We start from the raw sequence: 18,783 nt of genomic DNA, 5'->3' as shown, positions 1-18,783 counted from the left end.
CAGCACCAGCACCTCGGACCTATCGTCCCCCGGTTTCGGCGGCCTCAAGGTGGTGATCTTCGACTACGACCAACTCGCGCTGCCGATCGAAACCGTCCGCAGCGCGGCATCCAGACTCAAATCGAGTCCGCTGTACGGTTTGGTCAGCGCCCATATCGCCGCACTCGGCGAAGCGGGTGACATCGAGCCCGGCCCCGCTCGAATCATGCTCAAATCGGCTACCACCCAACTGATTCGAGCGCTGATCACCACCGCCGCGGCCGACCCTCGTCAGCGTGAGGACCTCCACGAGACGCTGTATCTGCGAATAGCCGCCTATGTCGAAGAGCATCTCGGGGACCCGGGTCTCAACCCCGATCAAATCGCGCGGGCACACAACATTTCGGTCCGGCACTTGTACAATGTCTGGTCCGCGGCGGGAATCCCACTGAGCCAGTGGATCATCGGAGCCCGCCTCGAGGGCGCGCGCGCCGACCTCGCTCGTCAGGGCCGCACCGTGCCGATCACGGTGGTAGCGCATCGATGGGGCTTCACCAGCCCCGCCCATTTCGCGCGCCGATTCCGCGCCGCCTACGGCATGTCGCCCCGGGAATGGCAGCAAACCAACGACCGCCAGGCCCCTTGACGGATTTGACTGCCTCGGCACAGTGATGGTCTGCGCGCGCACGATGCGCGGGCATGGGATTCATGCGGAACACCGTCGCCTTAGCGTGAAACGCAGGCTCCACGATGCGAAGGCGGCACGATGAACATCGCGGATCTCACCGTCACGGGAGCGGCCCTCCCGCACGCCGCACGCTGGGACAGCACGACCGAGAACGGTCGGCCGACCTCTCGACGTCGGCGTACTGCTACTGCCATTCAGGCCGCTCCGCTATCCGGCAAACGACGAGGCCGCCGCCGAACCGGACTCGGGTCGATCGAATCTCGAACTGAGGCAACGCTGATGACCGAAATCTGCGACCAACCGACCGCGCCGGCTCGAGCACAGGGCCTGCCCTTTGTCGGTCGGGCAGCGGAATGCCTTGTGCTGGAAGCCTTCACGAAAAAGGTCCGAGCAGGCCTGAGTGACGTTCTGGTGCTGGCCGGGTCGCCCGGCATCGGAAAGACCCGGCTGCTCGATCATCTGGCCGATACCGCACAGGATCTGCTGGTGCTGCGGACTTCGGGCATCGAGTCGGAGCTACCCCTGGGATTCGCCGCGCTGCACCGTCTGCTGCACCCGTTCCTCGATCGTCGCGATCGTATTCCAGAGCCGCAAAAGGCGGCTCTGGGTGCGGCTTTCGGGCTTGTCGCGGGCCCGGCACCCGATCGCTTCCTGGTGGGCCTCGCGACACTGAGCCTCTTCGCTGACCTGGCGGGCGAGGGTCCGCTGGTGTGTCTGATCGACGATGCGCAGTGGCTGGACCGCGAATCCTGTGAGGCGTTGACGTTCGTCGCGCGTCGCCTGCACGCCGAAGGTGTCGGAATGCTGTTCGCGGTGCGTGAACTGGCATGCGGCAGTGCGGTTTTCGAAGGGTTGCCGGTGCACACGGTGGCGGGGCTTCCGGGCCCGGACGCCCGGGCGCTGCTGGCCCGCACCGCCCGCGGCTCTCTCAACGACGCGGTCGCCCGGAGACTTGCCGAGCAGACCGACGGCAACCCTCTCGCACTGGTGACCCTGGTGTCCTCGCTGACGGCCGAGCAGTTGGGTGGATCCGCGGCGCTGCCCGAGCCGCTGCCGATCGCCTCGCGGCTCGCGGACTGCTTCCTCACGCAGATCCGGGCGCTCACGAAACCCACCCAGGATCTGCTCCTGCTCGCTTCGATCAGTCCGATCCGGGACGAGGCGCTGCTGTGGCGGGCGGCGGCGCTGCTCGGATTGTCGGAGCACGACGCCGATCCCGCGGTCGAGGCCGGAGTGCTGGTGCTCGGCAACGGTTTCGCGTTCTCCCATCCGTTGATCCGATCCGCCGTGCACGGAGCGGCCGGACCCGGCGCCCTTCGGCGGGCACATCAGGCGATCTCCGCGGCCTGCGACCCCGACCACGACCCCGACCTGCGAGCCTGGCACCTGGCCGCCGCCACCGCGGGAGTCGACGAGACGGTCGCCCGTGATCTGGAAAGCTCCGCGGAGCGCGCCCGAGCGCGCGGCGGTTACGCGGCCGAGGCGCTGCTGCTGGCCCGAGCAGCCGAGTTGACGCCCTCGACAGCGCGGCGCGACGAGAGGCGACTGGTCGCGGCCCAGACCTATCTGAGGTGCGGTGATCCGCAGTCCGCGCAACGCCTACTCCTCGAATCGCAACCGGCGAGCCGGGTGCCCGCGATGCGGGGCAGGGCCCGCTGGCTGAAAGCGGCCATCGAAACCTACTTCTGCCGACTCGAAGACCAGCCCGCTCTGCTGCTGGCCGCCGTGGCGGAGCTGGGCCCGGCGGACGGAGAACTGGCCTGGCTCATGCACTCCCAGGCACTGAGTTCGGCGATGTTGTCCAGAGCGGACACTGTGGGCGCCACGGTGCTGGAGGTCGCCCGCGCCGTCCTGGGTGCGCTCGAGGGACGGTCGTCCGCACTGTCGGTGTACGACCTGTTCGTCGTCGCCTACGCCACCCGGATCAGCGAGGGATACTCGGCGGCCGTGCCCCGGTGGCGCACCGCGCTCCAGGCCCTGCGCGAGGAAGAACTCGCCGAAGAAGGGATGCCTTTGGCGGTGTTCGCCCATTTCGGGTGCGACGAGTTGTGGGACGACCGCGCCCGGCAGGACGTGTTCACACGGCTGCATGCCTACGACCGGGAAAACGGCGCCCTGGTCGGGCTGCGGGTCGTACTGGAATGTCAGGCGATCGACGCGCTGCGAGCGGGTCGGCGCGACGAGAGCGCCGACTATCTGACCGAGGCCCGCGAGCTGCTCACGGTGATCGGGCTGCGCGACGAACACTCCCTGCAACGGCTGGAGCTCTTGGTCTGGAGTGGTGCGGAGGCAGCGGCCCGCGCGCTGGCCTCGAGCGTCGACGGAGCGGACTTCCCCGCTCGAGCCATGCAGGCGGCGGTGGCCGCGCGCTACATGATCATTCTCGAATTGAGTCTGGGGAACTATCGCGCGGCCCTGGACCTGGCGCGGTTTCTCTACGACGAGGACGTGCCCGGGCACAGCAACCTGATGCTCGCCGACATGGTCGAGGCGGGAGTCCGCGTACAAGACACCGATTCGGCCCTGTTGGCGTTCGCCAGGCTGGATGCGCAGGCGAGGGCCAGCGGAACATCCTGGGCGCTGGGGTCTCTGGCTCGAGCGCGAGCGTTGCTGACCGACGACGACACCGCGGCGGACTCGTATCAGGAAGCGATCGACCAGCTCGGGCGCACCGGGGTCACCGTCGACCTCGCCCGCACACACCTGCTCTACGGCGAGTGGCTGCGCCGGCGGAAGCAGCGGCTACAGGCCCGCGTCCAGCTGCGGCTCGCCTTCGAGATGTTCTCCTCGGCCCGGGCCCCGCTCTTCGCCGAGCGGGCCCGCGCCGAACTCGCCGCCACCGGTGAACGGGTTCACCGCAGGAACCCGACACCCCTCCCACAGCTCACACCCCAGGAATCCCAGATCGCGGCATTGGCGGCCGAGGGGGCGACCAATACCGAGATCGCGGCTCGCCTCTATATCAGCACCTCCACCGTCGAGTACCACCTCACGAAGGTCTTCCGGAAGCTCGCGGTGACATCCCGCAGGCAGCTGCGGTCGACGCTGAGTCCGGGGGACTAGGGAAACCGCTGGGGGGTTTCTCCGATTCGCCGGAGGGTTCGCGCGGGGTCTCATCAATGAGTCGACTCCACCGAGAATCGTAGGGAGACATCGTGACCGCGAATCAGATCCTCTTCATCCACGGACTCTGGCTGCACTCGGCGTCCTGGCAGCCCTGGCTCGAGCTGTTCCAGGAACACGGCTACCGGACCTCCGCACCAGGCTGGCCCGGAGAACCCGACACCGTCCAGTCGGCGCGGGCCGCTGCGGACGATGTGGCGGGTCACGGCATCGACGACGTGGTCGAACACTATGCCGCGCTCATCGCCGAGCTGCCCGCGCCGCCGATCCTCATCGGGCACTCCTTCGGCGGCATGATCGCCCAGAAGCTGCTCGGGCAGGATCGCGCCGCCGCGGCGATCGCCATCGACGCCGCCCAGATCAAAGGCGTACTGCCCCTGCCGCTTTCGGCGCTGCGCTCGACCACGCCCGTCTTCAAGAACCCCGCCAACCGGAACCGGGCGGTGTCGCTGACCGCCGCGGAATTCCGGTACGCGTTCGGCAACGCCATTCCGGCCGAGGAATCCGACGATCTGTATGAGCGCTGGGCGGTGCCCGCCCCCGGGAAACCGCTGTTCGAAGCGGCGGCGGCCAACTTCAATCCGCACTCCGCGGCCAAGGTGGACACCGCCAACGCGGGCCGCGGGCCGCTGCTGCTGATCACCGGCGGTAAGGACCATACGGTCCCCGAGGCCGTCACCAGGGCGACGCTGAAACAGTATCGCCACTCCGAGGCGGTCACCGATCTCCTGGAATTCCCGGACCGCGGGCATTCCCTGGTGGTCGACCATGGCTGGCGCGAGGTCGCCGATGCCTGCCTGTCGTGGTTGAAGAGCCAGGAGCTCTGAGGACCGCGATGTTCGACCTCAACCTCGCGGGCAAGGTGGCCGTGGTGACCGGGGCCGGCCGGGGCATCGGCCTGGCTGTGACGAAAGCGCTTGCCGCCGAGGGGGTGTCGGTGGTCGCGGGCTCGCGCACCGGAAGCCAGGAGCTGAAGGAACTGGCCGCCCACGACGGCGTGCGGACACCGTTGATCGATCTCACCACGCCCGAGGGACCGCAGCGGCTGGTCGACGAGGCCGTGACCGCGTTCGGCGGAATCGACATCGTGGTCAACAATGTCGGCGCGGTCATCCCCCGGGTGCAGGGGTTCCTCTCCGTGACCGACGAGGACTGGCAGTGGTCGCTGACGACGAACCTGCTCGTCGCGGTCCGCACGGCCCGCGCCGCACTCCCGTATCTGATCCAGCGCGACACCAGCGCCATCGTGACGATCAGCTCGGTCAACGCGTCTCTTCCCGATCCCGGCGTCATCGACTACTCCGCGGCCAAGGCCGCCCTGTCCAACTTCAGCAAATCGTTGTCGAAAGAGTTCGGCCCACAAGGCGTCCGAGCGAACACCATCTCACCGGGACCGGTCACCACGGCGCTGTGGCTGGGCGATCAGGGCGTAGCCGCCGTGGTCAGCGCCGCGGTGTCCGCCGATCCCGACGAGGTGGTCCGGCAGGCCGCGGCTCAGAGCGTCACCGGACGGTTCACCCACCCGCAGGAGGTCGCCGACCTGGTGCTGCTGCTGGCGAGCGAACGGACCGCCAACGTCACCGGCGCCGACTTCAGGATCGACGGCGGACTCATCCAAACGCTCTGAACGAAAGGCAAGTCATGGCAATCGAACCCGCGGTGGTACACGCCAAAGAAGGCGAACCATTCACCATGACCGAGACCGAACACCTGCTGTGGAAGGTGACCGCCAAGGACACCGGTGGACGTTTCGATGCCGCCGAAGTGACGGCGTTGCCATTCGTCTCGGGTCCGCCGCAGCACATCCACGACAACAGCGACGAGATCTTCTACGTCCTGGAGGGAACCGTCCGAGTCCTGCTCGGCGATCAACTCCACGACGCCGAGGAAGGAACACTGGTCTTCATCCCCCGAGGCACCAGCCACACGTGGATCAACGGCGGAGCGGTTCCGGCGCGATTCCTGACCATGTTCATCCCCGGTGGTATGCAGGGATTCTTCGAATCCACCGCGCCTCTGGTGCAACAGGTCCCACCGGATCTGGACGCTCTGGCAGCCGCCGCCGCGCAGTTCGACACCCGTCTCAGTGGCCCGCCGCTCCCGCCTCTCCCCCGATCGTGAAATCGATGCGGCGGATATCTTGGATAGGAACCGTCATGCGCGTGTGCAATAGCCTGAAGGCATCGTTCGCCGCTACCGTCCTGGCCGCCGCGCTGGCCGTGTCCGCCGCGCCCGCGCAGGCCGACACACCACGCCCGACCATCGTGCTGGTGCACGGGGCCTTCGCCGACGCCACCAGCTGGGACGGTGTCGCGGCCGCCCTGCGCACCGACGGATACCGAGTCGTGGTGCCGGACAACCCGTTACGCGGCCCCGCCAACGACGCGGCAGCCATCGAGAAGTCGCTCGCCGACATCGACGGCCCGGTCGTGCTGGCGGGTCACTCCTACGGTGGCGCGGTGATCACCAACGTCCATGACGCGGACGTGAAGGCCATGGTCTACATCGCGGCCTTCGCACCGCAGCAGGGCGAACCCATCGCGATCGCCATGGACCCTCTCCGGTTCCCCGGAAGCCAATTGCAGCCGCCCGCACTGGCTTTGACGCCTTCGAGCTCGGGAGTCGATGGCTACGTCGCCGCCGACTCCTTCAACAGCGTTTTCGCACAGGACGTTTCGCCCGCGACAGCGGCGAACATGATCGCCCACCAGCACTCCATCGCCCTGACCGCGCTGCTGGAGCCCAGTGGGCCCGCCTCCTGGACAACCACTCCCACCTGGTATCTGGTTTCCTCCGCCGACCGCGTGATCGCACCCGCCGCCGAACGTTTCTTCGCGCAGCGGATGGGTGCGCACACCGCCGAGGTCGATGCCTCGCACGCCTCGCTGGTCTCCCGACCGGACGTAGTCGCCGCCTTCATCGAACAAGCCGCTCGGTGAGGGCCTCGACAACCATCTCCCACCCTCGACGATCACAAGGAGCGCAACATGCCCATCATCACCACGTCGGACGGCGTCGACATCTACTACAAGGACTGGGGCAGCGGGCAGCCCATCGTCTTCAGCCACGGCTGGCCTTTGTCCTCGGATGACTGGGACGCACAGCTGATGTTCTTCCTGTCGCACGGTTTCCGGGTGATCGCCCACGACCGGCGGGGGCACGGCCGTTCGTCTCAGGTCGCCGACGGCCACGATATGGACCACTACGCCGAAGATCTCGCGGCCGTCGTCACGCATCTCGATTTGTCGAATGCGGTGCATATCGGACACTCCACCGGCGGCGGGGAGGTCGTGCGGTACCTGTCGCGCCACGGACAGGACCGGGCGGCCAAAGCCGTCCTGATCAGTGCGGTACCGCCGATCATGGTCAAGACCGCCGACAACCCTGGCGGACTGGACAAGTCGGTCTTCGACGACATCCAGCAACAGGTCGCCACCCGCCGGTCGGACTTCTTCCGCTTGTTCGCCGAAGGACCGTTCTACGGCTACAACCGGCCCGGCGCACAGCCCTCCGAAGGCGTGATCGCCAACTGGTGGCGCCAGGGCATGACCGGCGGCGCCAAGGCCCACTACGACGGTGTGGTCGCGTTCTCCCAGACCGACTTCACCGAAGAACTCACCAAGATCACCATCCCTGTCCTCGTCATGCACGGCGAAGACGACCAGGTTGTCCCCATCCAGGACACCGGCATCCGCTCGGCCGAACTGCTGCCCAACAGCACCCTGAAAACCTACCCGGGCTTCCCCCACGGAATGCCCACCACCGAGGCCGCAACCATCAACAGCGACCTGCTCGCGTTCATCCGCTCCTGAAGCCGATAACTCCCAGCGGTGATCCGAGTGAGGAATCACCGGTGAAGGGCGACACTGGTTCGACCGGTTGCCATCGGGGCATGCGCACAGGTCGTACCCATGCCCAGCACGGATCACCACGGTGACTGCCGACAAACCCGTCGGGCTACCGGCACATCGGCGGAAACCAGCAGCTCACTGCGAGTCCGCGCTGTTGTGGATGCTGTACGTGCCACCCCGGCGAAACGAACCCACACCACGACAGATCATTGGGGACTCACTCCGGCTGACTGTTGCCCAGCGCCATTGGCCACGCCGACCTTGCGGGACAACCTGGAAGCCACCCAGACCCGAAAGATCATGGACGTCAACGAACCTCAACCTGAGCAACCGTCTAGGACCAATGGGCTGGCGACCCACCGGACACAGTCCCACCAGTTCTGCCGCGTTCCGCTAGATATCAGCTGGTAGCGATACATTTCACTGGCTCTCAGGCGATCATCGGCACAGCCGAATCGGGATGATGCCAAATCCGTTGCCACGAACCTCGATAAAAGTTGAGGGCGGTCCTGAAACCTACCGGTTAGGACCGCCCTCGTTTGTAGCGGGGACAGGATTTGAACCTGCGACCTCTGGGTTATGAGCCAACGAGGACCCGTCCCACGGTTCCGCCGGTTGCAATGAATCCATTCTGTGGCCGTCAGCGGGGTTTCGTTCGTCCGTGCTATTCGCGTCGTATCACCCGGCCCGCTGGATTTCGCCGTGTCCGGTTGCCAAATCCGTTGCCAATCCCGGCCGCTGGAGACGGAGCTGGCGCGTTGTCCGGCATCGGCGGCTTCCCGCCGGGTGTGGCGGCGGAACAACGGCCCATCGCGTCTCGTCAGTCGTGTGTCCGGGCCGAGTTCAGAGTCCGGGTGAGCCAGTCGGTGCGAGCCCGGCGGGCGGCGATGGCGAGTTCGGCGTGTGGGAACAGCGAATCGAAGCCGTGGCAGCCGCCTGCCCATACATGGAGTTCGGCCTGGCCTCCGGATGCCCAGATCCGCGTCGCGTAGTCGACGTCCTCGTCTCGGAAGACCTCCGCGGATCCGACGTCGATATAGGTGGCGGGCAGGCCGCAGAGGTCGCCGGCGGCACGTTGGCCTACACGGTGCGGCAGGCGAGCACCTCCTCGAAATGGTCTGCGAGTCAGCGCCGAAGTCTCGGATCCGCAGTCCTGCTGATCGTCGGGAATTTCGAAAAGGAGTCCCCCGGATTCGGCCCGCCGGCGACGAGAGAGAGCCGAATGAGGTCGGTGCGGAATCGGTTGCCGCAGTACCGACGACCCGGCGAGAGGGGACTATCGGCTCTGGATTGTCCTGCCGAATCACAGTGAGCTTGATGAGAGCTCAGTGGAGGACGACATGCGGCGAATTCTTTTTCCAATACTGGCGGCGGCGACCGCGCTGACGTTTCGACGTCGAATGCTGACCTGGGGCGCGACCGCGGAGGAGGTCGCCGCGGAGTATCCCGGTGACAGCCTGGTGCCCGCACCCACGGGCCGATCGACCATGGCCACCACGCTGCCCGCGCCACCGGAGGCGGTCTGGCCGTGGCTGATCCAGATGGGCACCGAACGCGCCGGGTGGTACAGCTGGGACCTGCTCGACAATCGCGGCAGACCCAGCGCCACCCGGATCATGGCGCAATGGCAACAGCTGGACGAAGGCGATCGGATCGACACCAGCCCCGACGGCAAGCTGTACTTCACCGTCGCGCTCATCGACCGCCCGCGCACCCTGGTCCTGCGCAGCGACATCGAAATATCGCGTGGCCGGTCCTTCGACCCGCGCGGTCCGCTCCCCCGCGTATTCGCCGCCGGCATTTGGGCATTCCATTTGACCGAGCTACCCGGCGGTCACACCCGCCTGGTGGTCCGTACCGTCGGCCACAGCGGGCCGCGCTCACTGATGGCCCTGCCCGACCGGCTCATCGGCGAGCCCGCCCACTTCATCATGCAACTACGCCAGTTCACCAATCTCCGTGAACGCGTCGTCGCGAACCCGGCTCCCAGCACCGAAAACGCCTCCACAATCGGCGCGCGCCCGCGCTGACGGCGGGGAGCCGACGTCATCATCGTCCACTTGGGGTCCAGCGACCGTTGGGTTCACACCCAGCGATCGCACCGTCCCACCGCGTCCCGCTTGATCCACCGAGCATCAGCAGGTGGCAAGACATTTCACGGTCTCATGCGCAAAACGGGCGCAGGCATATCGGGAAGTTGCCAACACGACCAGCCCAGGGGGTCGGTGAGTCCTTCGCGGGCAACGACAATGCATGCCTGTCGGTGGCGGGAGGTGAGCACGCACGGTCGCCCGCGTGGCGGCGGGGCAGTCCCCAACCACATGAACCGGATCTGGGTCGAGGCCGGCGGAAGCGGAACCCCTACGACCGCGGTCATTTTCGGGGACAGGTCCAGCGCCCGGTCGATCCAGGTCTCGTGTCAGCGGAGTTCTTTCGTGTGGCGCGCGTGTGATGTGGACTGTGCGACTGCGCCGTCGGCTGTGGGGACCCAGGCCGTTCGGCGGCGGGATTCGTCCTCCTGGGCAAGGCGCCGCAGGACCGCAAGGACCGGTTCGAGGAGCAGTACGACGATCGCGGCGTGCTCGGCGAGTCGTAGGCGGTCCTTGATGTCTTCGAGTCTGTCGAGGTCGAGTCGTGCTGCGGCGGCGGCGAGTTCGGCATAGGGCAGGAGTTCTTCGGTGCTGTACTCCATGCCGAGGCGGTTGAGGTCCATCAGGCTTGCGGCGAGCGCTCTGCGGTGCGGAGATGCGTCGGAGATGTCCCAACCCATGGCCCGCAACAGCTGGTCGACCTGCGGAGCCTGTTCGTCGACCGGGCCGGTCTCGGCGGCGTCGACCGGGGTGGGCAGGGCGTAGTGGACGACGCGGAGTGTGTCCAGTGGTTCCAGCGGCTGGTCGATCGCCGTGAGGACGTCGCGGGTGGCGGCGATGGACAGGCCGCCACGGGCGGTCAGGGCGCGGATCAGGCGCAGGCGCTGAACGTGTTCGTCGCCGTACAGGGTAAGGGTGGCGCCAAGGGATTGCCCCGGCGGCAGCAGGCCTTCCCGCAGGTAGTACTTGATTGTTCCGACCGGCGTTCTGCGTCGCCGTCACCCACCTCTACGACCTCAAGGGCCTGCACCGGACCGCGCCCCACGAACCGGGATCGCAGCCTGCTCCGAGGGGCTGACGCACGCGTGAACAGGTCCTACGCCGGCCTCGCGCTGGCGTAGGACCGCTGGATAGCGACCGGTATTTCTGACACCAGGCCAGGATCACAAAGCATGACCAGACACGACAACATAGAAGGCGCCCGTGCCCCGGCCGACACCCGTAGCAACGCCCACCCCCTCAGACCGCACCCCCGCACTCCACCGGCGCCCTTGGCCGAGGACCCGGCTTTTCGGCCACTCGGCCGCCTCTACCGGATCGCGGCCCTCTGGAAGGCCCAACTGGCACCCGTCCTCAAGCAGCACGGGCTCAACGCCGCCAGCTTTCATGTACTCGTGACCCTGCGTCGGGCCGATGCCGCCCATTCGTTGACCACCAGCCAACTGGCCGCCCTCGACATGGTCACCTGCTCCGGGATGACGGTACGCGCGGACAAGTTGGAGAGGGCGGGGCTGATTACCCGCGAACGTGACGAGCAGGACCGCCGCATCATCCACCTCAGACTGACCGAGTACGGCCTGGACCTGACCGACCGCCTCCTCGCCCACTACCACACAACCGAACAACAGCTGCTCGCAACGCTCGACGCCGACGAACACCTGGCCCTCGAGCGACTGGTCAGCAGCCTGGAACGCTCACTGCACCGCGACGCCGATGGACCGATACCCGCCCAGCGCGCCCTGCGGCGAACCAGCCACAGGGATACACCGTCATCGAGGCCGGCCGGTTCAGCGACCGGCACCACTTCGGACGAGACCTGACCGACTGCACGCGGACGACTTTCTCACCACGCGATGCGATTCCGGCCCGACGACTACGAATGCCGCTTCCTACTGCGGCGCGGTGACGCCGAGGACGTCACCGCCTGGGCTGGCAGATCGGCGACCACGAACGGGCATGAGGAACAACGGTGCGAAACGTAGCTCTGCCCGTGTCCGGTGAGGTCCACGCTTGTGACGCCGCACAATCCACGACCTGATGCCCATCGTGGCCGTTCCCGCGATCTCGCACAATCTTCGGGATCCGCTGGCAACCCGCCGCCGTTCAGAACTCGACGTGTTCGGTCCGGCATGCAGCAAAGATGGCATGGCTACCATCGGGAGGCTCCACGTCCACACACCGGCCATCGCCCGAATCTGCAGCTCCGAGATGGCCTCGGCGCATTGCTCTTCCGGCATGCGGCGGGGCCGTCGGCCGCGCTGTCTCGCGCCGGGACGGCCGATCAGTGCCGGTACATGTTTTCGATCGTGTCGGCGAATCGTTCGGCGATCACGTGGCGCTTGACCTTGAGGGTGGCGGTGAGCTCGCCGGATTCCTCGGTGAGGTCGCGGTCGAGCAGGGCGTATTTCTTGATGGATTCGGCGTGGGAGACGGTGCCGTTGGCGTCGTCGATCGCGCGCTGGATCTCGGCTCGGAGGGCGGGATCGGCGCGCAGGTCGGCGATGGTGGCGTTGGCGGGCTTGCCGGCGGCGGCCTTCCAGGCGGTGAACGATTCCGGGTCGAGGGTAATCAGCGCGGTGATGAACGGGCGCCCATCGCCGAGGACGACCGCTTGCGAGATCAGCGCGTGGGAACGGATGCGGTCTTCCATCGGGCCGGGTGAGACGTTCTTGCCGCCGGCGGTGACGAGCAGATCCTTCTTGCGGCCGGTGATCGACACGAAGCCGTCCCGGTCGAGGACGCCGATGTCACCGGTGCGCAGCCAGCCGTCGGGAATCGCCGCGGCCGTGGCCTGCTCGTTGCGCCAGTATCCGGCGAACACCACACCACCGGACAGCTCGATCTCGCCGTCCTCGGCGATCCGAATCGCGTTGCCGCCCAAGGGTTGTCCCACGCTGCCGATCTTCACCGCACCCGGCACGTTGACGCAGTGGGCCGCGGTGGACTCGGTCATCCCGTAGCCCTCGTAAATCGGGACGCCGACGCCGCGGAAGAAATGCCCCAGCCGCGGTGCCAGCGCTCCGCCGCCGGAGATCGCGAATTCGCAGTTCCCGCCGAGAGCTTCGCGCAGCGGCGCGTACACCAGCCGGTCACACAGGGCGTACTGAACCCGCAGGAGCAAGGAGGGACGCTGCGCGAATCCTCCTGTGCGATCCAGCTTTTCGCTCCAACGGATCGCGGTGCGCTCCGCGAATCCGAATACCGCCCCCTTGACCTTGCCGCCGTCGCGCGCCTTCTTCTCCGCGCCGTCGCGCACCTTCTCGAACACACGCGGCACCCCGAGAATCGCGTGCGGGCGGAAGCGCGCGAACTGCGCGGTAATGGTCTTGAAGTCCGCCCAGTGCGCCTGGGTCATCCCGCCCTCGAAGGCGGCCAGCGACACCGCACGGGCCAGCACGTGCGCCAGCGGCAGGAAGGTGAGCATCCGCTGCCCGGGACGAGAGACCTCGCCGATGCTGGCGCTCAGGATGCCGCGCACCTCCGAGAGCAAGTTGCGGTGTGTGAGCATGCAGCCCTTGGGGCGGCCGGTGGTGCCGGAGGTGTACACCAGCGAGGCGAGGCCGCCGGCGCGCAAACCACCGAACCGTTCTCGCAGGAGTTCACCGGAAACGCTCTCGCCGTCGGCGATCAGGACGGCTTCGGCCCCATCGTCGATGACCAGCATCCGACGCAGGGTGTCGGGCGCGCCATCGAGCAGATCCTTGTGCCGGGCGGTCTCCACGACCGCGAGGGCCGCCCCGGAGTCCTCAAGGATCCACCGCACCTGCTCGGCGGAAGACGAATCGTAGACCGGCACGGTGACCGCTCCCGCCGCCCAGATCGCGAAGTCGAGCAGCGACCACTCGAACCGGGTCGCCGACAGCAGCACCACGCGGTCCCCAGGCTGAATCCCGTTGGCGATCAACCCCTTCGCGACCGCGGAGACCAGCCGCGCGAACTCCTCGGCGGTCACATCGAGCCAGCCGTCGCCGACCGGCCGGGAGAACAACACTCGTCCCGGAGCCCGCTCGGCCTGGGTGAAGACCGAGCCGACGATGGTTTCATCCTCGGCAATGGTGAATGTGGCCGCCGCCGCGAACTCACGCATGGTCATCTCCTATGGTCTGATCGGGTCGATGGAGTCGCCGCAGCGCGCGAGCGAAATCGGCGATCTCGCGAGGAGTCCAGTCGGCCATCCGCTCGCCGAGCCGAGTCAGATCATGCCCGGCGGCCGCCGCCAGCACGCGCCGCCCCGCAGTGGTCAGAATCAACGGATACCCAGCATGCAGGCTGCCTTCCCCGGCCTCCACCCAGCCCACCTCCACACAGGCCCGCACCTGCCGCGACACTGTCGACCGATGCACCCCGAACGCCTCGGCGATCTCCGTAGCCCGGCACCCCGGATTCCGCTCGATGTACGACAGCGCCGACTGCTGCGCGAACGACGGCAGCCCCTCGGCGGCAGGGCGTCCCGCGATGATCTCCCGCACGATTTGCGTCAGTCCGTCGTGGACCGCCACCAGATCGGGCGACCACCGCTTAACAGCGTGTTGCATAGCGCAACTATACCCCGTGCGGTCAGCCGCGGATCGCCTCCGGGGGGTGGCATGCGAGCGGCAATGCTTGCGCTTCATCGATCTGCACGTGCTCGGCCATCCGGTCCAGGACCGCCTCCTCCTCCGGCGTTCAATTCCGTTCGCGCAGTTGTGGCCAGATGGCTCAACCTAGGCGACGTGATACGTGTGCGGATGCGTCTTGAACGTTCGTCAGGTTCGTCATTGGGCCGCGCTGTTGTTCCTGGCCGAGATGATCGTGCACCTGTTCCGCATCGCCTTCACCGATGCCGCCGAAGTCGGCGCCCAGCGCTGATACCCACCACACGGCCTGGGCGACGGTGAACCTGCGTGCGGCGCCCGAGTTCGATGCCACCATGGGCCCTTTGAGCAACGAGCCAGCGGGCAAGTCCGTAGCCCAGGAGCCTGCATCAGGATGTCGATCCGATCAGAATATGCTCCAAGTGGGCCGCACCGTCAGAGTTCTCACCGACACCGACTACTGCGACAAACTCGCGATCACCGGCACGTCGCTGCAGGAGACTCCAGGAGTTGGCGAGATACCAACTTGCCGCGGCGGTACCACGCGGGCCCAAGCCCGCGCAGAATATCCAGTACCGGCCGGGGTGCAGATCCGGACTAGGTCGCACCCGCGCGATGAAGCCGACGTTGTGATCGGTGCTCGAGTCATACCGTCTACCGTCCGCCAATTCCAGTTGCTCGAAATGGGAACCGCCGTCAGCGCCAATGCTGTTGATAGTGAATAGTGGACGCTCGACGGATTCGAGGTACATACGCGTGCAGTCGTTGCAAGTCAGCCCGAAGCTGATGTATGGGTGGTCGCTATCCGCAACGATGTCCCGGTCGCCGCGGATCTCAATCGATATAGCGGTGTGGCGCTGGAGGACAGAAAATACGTAAAGCAGTCCGCGAACTTCCTTCTGCGGCAAGACAACCAGAGCATCCGAGCGATAGTCAGCGGCAAACGCTCGGACCTTGTTCCCGAGTGTACATCGATGCGGAACCTCGGCCGCACGGCACGCTTGCACAGGCCGTAGCGGCACCTCGAAGGTCGGGTACACGAGAGTGATCCCGCTGGTGATCATCTCAGCGCCGAGGAATTCCCCGAGTTCGATATCTGTTCCGAGAAGACCCGACTCGCGTGCTCGAGCGACTATTGGTGCGGCCTCTGCCATCTGAAACAAATTCTCGACCGTCCAACCGGGGAACATCTTGGCCAACACCCGGCAATGATAGTCACGGGGAAGCCCGACCATCCTGCCCGAAAGCCATCGATAGAACTGTGTCTTCGCCGGCCCATACCCTGGAGGGACGGGAGGATCGAGCTGTGCGGCACACCGATCGTATGCAGACAGAAAATCCGAGTGGCTCTTGAGATGCTGCTCGGCCAGCAGCATTTTCAGGACGGTAGCCAATGAAACCCCTAACCCCTGCAACCACCCGGGTGGCGGCGACTCGACCGATGACCACAGCCCGGCTGGGCAATCAACGATGTCCGGAAATGGCCTGGACGCAGTACCGCCCTTGGCGATCGACAGGCCAGCCCCGGCGAGGCTGCGCCATAGCGCCGCACGCACCGGCCCCTCGGCTGGGCCTGATGCTGTTCAAGGCAGGTACGCCAACGCAACAGCCTCTGTTGCCGACTCCCCCTGAGGCGGTAGCCGTGACATGCTCAATTCGACCGAGCCGACAGAGGCGATCGCCATGATCTACGTATCCGAGCTGACGGTGGAGGTAGTCACGGGAGCACCGAGCCGCACGATCGAAGGACCAGCAGAGCCAATACCCGACACATGGTTCGCGCCTTCCGTCGTGGGAGCCGAGGTGGGTGAGAGAGAGGTGATGGTAGGCATGGCACTACCTCCTTTGCCGCAATGGTGTTTCCTCTACTGCACCGGATGGTTGCCCAACTCGATTGATGGCCCGCTCTTTCCATTAAGCACCCCATCCCGTTGCAGGGCAACGCATCTCCGATCCGCTTTTGTCCGTATTCGCAGCGTTTGCCCGAGTCGAGGTCACGACGATCCCGACCGCTGGCCGCTGGCCGCTGGCTCAGGGAATTGGTGTGGGGTGGCGCGCACCTTCGGCCAGAGCCGGCTGGGATCATGGGCCGGCCACGGCGCCGTCGCGCATGCGGGTCTTCGTCAGAAGAGGACGCGCGCATCTCGATGCGCATCTGCGGTTCACCCACCGCGTCGGCCGGGCCGCTGAACGGGCCAGTGCTCATGCCGAACTTGATCGACCGGTTCCCAGGACGGAACAAGCCCGACCATGTGGAAGCTGGGAATGCCAGCATCCGGACCGCCGAACGCGAGGATGCCGCGCTTCCCGAATACCCGCTCCGCCCTGCGCTCCTGATGCTCTGCTGGATGCCGTCGGTCTCGTCCTACTCCACGACCTCCCACGGGCTGATGCACTCAGCCCTTCGCCCCGCCGCCTGTTCCCGCTGAGCCTGATCCACTGGTGACGAATTGGAAACAGACTAAATGGTCGTGTCATAGCTGCGGCGGCGGTGCAGAACTCAACCGGTGCACGCGAAATCCTTGGGATCGTAGACCTCACCTGTGTCGCGATCGCCTCGGAGCACCGCCCCTGGTTGGCCCCGATGATAATCAAAGCCATTGTGGCGCTTGACTTTAGATTGCCTGTCGTTCGCTGGATTCAACGATTGCGATGGTGCTCGCTATCACGACGCTCGGACGCAGGACCAGTAGGGGTTGACAACCGACTGGGAATCCTTCAGATACCAACCCGCTGCGCGAGTCCGAATAACGGACAAAAACGAACCCGTCAGGCAGGTCGGCGGCGTGTTTCAGGGGCGTTAATGGAAGTAGCGGGCCGACATGACAACTCGGGTAATCACACGGATGCAACCGAGGAATTATCACCTCAAGCAGTAAGGAGGCAAGCATCATGCCTACCATCACGTCTCTCTCCCCGACCTCCGGGCCCACGACGGGGGGAACCATCGTCACGATCACCGGTACCGGGTTCACCGGGCCGACCACTGTGCGCTTCGGCACTACCGCAACGACTTTCACCCTGAATTCCCCGACGCAGATCACCGCGATCGCCCCCGCCGGCTCGGTCGGGACCGTGCAGGTCACCGTCACCACCTCGGCGGGCACCAGCAACGGGGTGCCCTACACCTATCTCGTGGTGCCGGCGTTGATCAGCATCAGTCCCAACCAAGGAACGACCGCGGGCGGGACGACAGTGACACTCACCGGTTCGGGTCTCACCGGCGTCACCGCGGTGAGTTTCGGTGGCACACCGGCGACCTCGTTCACCGTCGACTCCGCCACCCAGATCACCGCCGTCACCCCCGCGGGCACCGGGATCGTCACTGTCACCGTCACCGGACCGGGTGGCACCAGCAATCCGGTCGTCTACGTCTACGTCGTCGTTCCGGCCATCACCTCTATCGCCCCGACCTCCGGACCCACTGCGGGCGGGAACAGCGTGACGATCACGGGTACCGGATTCACCGGCCCGTTGACCGTCCGATTCGGCACGACCGCAACGATATTCAACGTGAACTCTGCCACCCAGATCACCGCCATCGCCCCCGCTCATACGGCCGGGACGGTGCAGGTGACCGTCACCGGGTTGGGCGGAACCAGCAACGGCGTCTCCTACACCTATGCCGCGGTGCCGGCCCTGATCAGCATCGCCCCCGTTTCAGGATCGGTGACCGGCGGAACCACGGTCGTGCTCACCGGCACCGCTCTCACGGGTGCGACCGCGGTGAGTTTCGGTGGCACACCGGCGACCTCGTTCACCGTCAACTCCGCCACCCAGATCACCGCGGTCGCCCCGGCCCACGCGGTCGGGACGGTGCAGGTGACCGTCACGACCGCAGGCGGGACCAGCAACGGCGTCGCCTACACCTACGTCGCAGTACCCACGCTGACCACCGTGGTACCGAACGTGGGACCGGTGACGGGCGGGACGACTGTCGTGCTGACCGGGACGAACCTCATCGGTGCGACGGCGGTGAGTTTCGGTGGCACACCGGCAACTTCGTTCACCGTCAACTCCGCTACCCAGATCACCGCGGTCGCCCCCGCGGGGGCAGCAGGGACGGTCCTGGTCACCGTCACCACCGTCGGCGGAACCAGCAACGGCGTCGCCTACACCTACGTCGCAATACCCACCCTGACCACCGTGGTACCGAACGTGGGACCGGTGGCCGGCGGGACGACCGTCGTGCTGACCGGGACGGACCTGACCGGTGCGACGGCGGTGAGTTTCGGTGGCACACCAGCGACCTCGTTCACGGTTGATTCCGCCACCCAGATCACCGCGGTCGCCCCGGCGGGTTCGGCCGGGACAGTTCTGGTCACCGCCACCACCGTCGGCGGCACCAGCAACGGCGTCGCCTACACCTACGTCGCGGTTCCTACCCTGATCGCGGCAGTACCGAACGTCGGTTCGGTAACCGGCGGGACGTCGGTGGTGCTGACCGGCACCGCTCTCACGGGTGCGACCGCGGTGAG

The 18,783-nt window shown here is 66.4% G+C and carries 15 protein-coding genes and 1 pseudogene; 10 read left to right on the top strand and 6 right to left on the bottom strand.

All coding sequences use genetic code 11. The features are described 5' to 3' along the window. The first annotated feature begins 49 nt into the window (after positions 1–49). The 7 genes from ACFV4K_RS26270 to ACFV4K_RS26240 all read left to right on the top strand — a co-directional run bounded on the left by ACFV4K_RS26270 (position 50) and on the right by ACFV4K_RS26240 (position 7,602). On the top strand, positions 50–625 hold the full coding sequence (locus ACFV4K_RS26270; RefSeq protein WP_379278462.1) for a helix-turn-helix domain-containing protein: 576 nt from the start codon (positions 50–52) through the stop codon (positions 623–625). Positions 626–745: 120 nt separating this feature from the next. Next, positions 746–3,730 (top strand): LuxR C-terminal-related transcriptional regulator, encoded by a 2,985-nt coding sequence (locus tag ACFV4K_RS26265; RefSeq protein ID WP_379278460.1) that lies wholly within the window; start codon positions 746–748, stop codon positions 3,728–3,730. A gap of 92 nt (positions 3,731–3,822) precedes the next feature. Then, positions 3,823–4,617: an alpha/beta hydrolase gene (locus ACFV4K_RS26260; protein WP_379278459.1), complete on the top strand. Its 795-nt coding sequence runs from the start codon at positions 3,823–3,825 to the stop codon at positions 4,615–4,617. An 8-nt stretch (positions 4,618–4,625) separates the two neighbouring features. Continuing rightward, on the top strand, positions 4,626–5,417 hold the full coding sequence (locus ACFV4K_RS26255; protein ID WP_379278457.1) for an SDR family NAD(P)-dependent oxidoreductase: 792 nt from the start codon (positions 4,626–4,628) through the stop codon (positions 5,415–5,417). Positions 5,418–5,431: 14 nt separating this feature from the next. Next, on the top strand, positions 5,432–5,911 hold the full coding sequence (locus ACFV4K_RS26250) for a cupin domain-containing protein (RefSeq protein ID WP_379278455.1): 480 nt from the start codon (positions 5,432–5,434) through the stop codon (positions 5,909–5,911). Between the two features lie 35 nt (positions 5,912–5,946). Further along, positions 5,947–6,729: an alpha/beta fold hydrolase gene (locus ACFV4K_RS26245; RefSeq protein WP_379278453.1), complete on the top strand. Its 783-nt coding sequence runs from the start codon at positions 5,947–5,949 to the stop codon at positions 6,727–6,729. 48 nt (positions 6,730–6,777) lie between these two features. Beyond that, positions 6,778–7,602 carry an alpha/beta fold hydrolase gene (locus ACFV4K_RS26240; protein WP_379278452.1) on the top strand — a complete coding sequence of 275 codons (825 nt, stop codon included), beginning with the start codon at positions 6,778–6,780 and terminating at the stop codon, positions 7,600–7,602. Between the two features lie 859 nt (positions 7,603–8,461). On the opposite strand, the gene ACFV4K_RS26235 is transcribed toward ACFV4K_RS26240, so the two are convergent. Then, complete coding sequence (locus ACFV4K_RS26235; RefSeq protein ID WP_379278463.1) at positions 8,462–8,677, bottom strand: alpha/beta hydrolase; 216 nt, start codon at positions 8,675–8,677, stop codon at positions 8,462–8,464. Between the two features lie 304 nt (positions 8,678–8,981). Between ACFV4K_RS26235 and ACFV4K_RS26230 the strand changes: the two genes are divergently transcribed. Further along, positions 8,982–9,671, top strand: a complete 690-nt coding sequence (locus ACFV4K_RS26230; protein WP_379278450.1) for a hypothetical protein — start codon at positions 8,982–8,984, stop codon at positions 9,669–9,671. A 389-nt stretch (positions 9,672–10,060) separates the two neighbouring features. On the opposite strand, the gene ACFV4K_RS26225 is transcribed toward ACFV4K_RS26230, so the two are convergent. Together ACFV4K_RS26225 and ACFV4K_RS26220 are read right to left on the bottom strand one after the other, a co-directional pair. Next, on the bottom strand, positions 10,061–10,411 hold the full coding sequence (locus tag ACFV4K_RS26225; protein WP_379278448.1) for a hypothetical protein: 351 nt from the start codon (positions 10,409–10,411) through the stop codon (positions 10,061–10,063). 144 nt (positions 10,412–10,555) lie between these two features. Next, positions 10,556–10,705: pseudogene (locus ACFV4K_RS26220) on the bottom strand (MerR family transcriptional regulator); the annotation flags it as partial. A 297-nt stretch (positions 10,706–11,002) separates the two neighbouring features. Here ACFV4K_RS26220 and ACFV4K_RS26215 point away from each other — a divergent pair. Continuing rightward, positions 11,003–11,551 carry a MarR family winged helix-turn-helix transcriptional regulator gene (locus tag ACFV4K_RS26215; protein WP_379278446.1) on the top strand — a complete coding sequence of 183 codons (549 nt, stop codon included), beginning with the start codon at positions 11,003–11,005 and terminating at the stop codon, positions 11,549–11,551. Positions 11,552–12,012: 461 nt separating this feature from the next. On the opposite strand, the gene ACFV4K_RS26210 is transcribed toward ACFV4K_RS26215, so the two are convergent. The 3 genes from ACFV4K_RS26210 to ACFV4K_RS26200 all read right to left on the bottom strand — a co-directional run bounded on the left by ACFV4K_RS26210 (position 12,013) and on the right by ACFV4K_RS26200 (position 15,681). After that, positions 12,013–13,818, bottom strand: coding sequence for an AMP-dependent synthetase/ligase (locus ACFV4K_RS26210; protein ID WP_379278444.1), 1,806 nt, complete (start codon positions 13,816–13,818; stop codon positions 12,013–12,015). Then, the gene (locus ACFV4K_RS26205; RefSeq protein WP_379278442.1) at positions 13,811–14,266 is read right to left on the bottom strand and encodes a MarR family winged helix-turn-helix transcriptional regulator; all 456 of its coding nucleotides are present in this window, start codon (positions 14,264–14,266) and stop codon (positions 13,811–13,813) included. The genes ACFV4K_RS26210 and ACFV4K_RS26205 overlap by 8 nt, the downstream gene beginning before the upstream one ends. Before the next feature lie 428 nt (positions 14,267–14,694). After that, positions 14,695–15,681, bottom strand: a complete 987-nt coding sequence (locus tag ACFV4K_RS26200) for a hypothetical protein (RefSeq protein WP_379278440.1) — start codon at positions 15,679–15,681, stop codon at positions 14,695–14,697. 1,516 nt (positions 15,682–17,197) lie between these two features. Here ACFV4K_RS26200 and ACFV4K_RS26195 point away from each other — a divergent pair. Further along, the coding region (locus ACFV4K_RS26195; protein ID WP_379278438.1) for a beta strand repeat-containing protein at positions 17,198–18,783 on the top strand (1,586 nt) is incomplete at its 3' end.

This window comes from Nocardia sp. NPDC059764 (assembly GCF_042732555.1).
GTDB lineage: Bacteria > Actinomycetota > Actinomycetes > Mycobacteriales > Mycobacteriaceae > Nocardia.
Note: the sequence above shows the minus strand (reverse complement) of the source record. Positions and strands in the feature narration are given on the sequence as shown.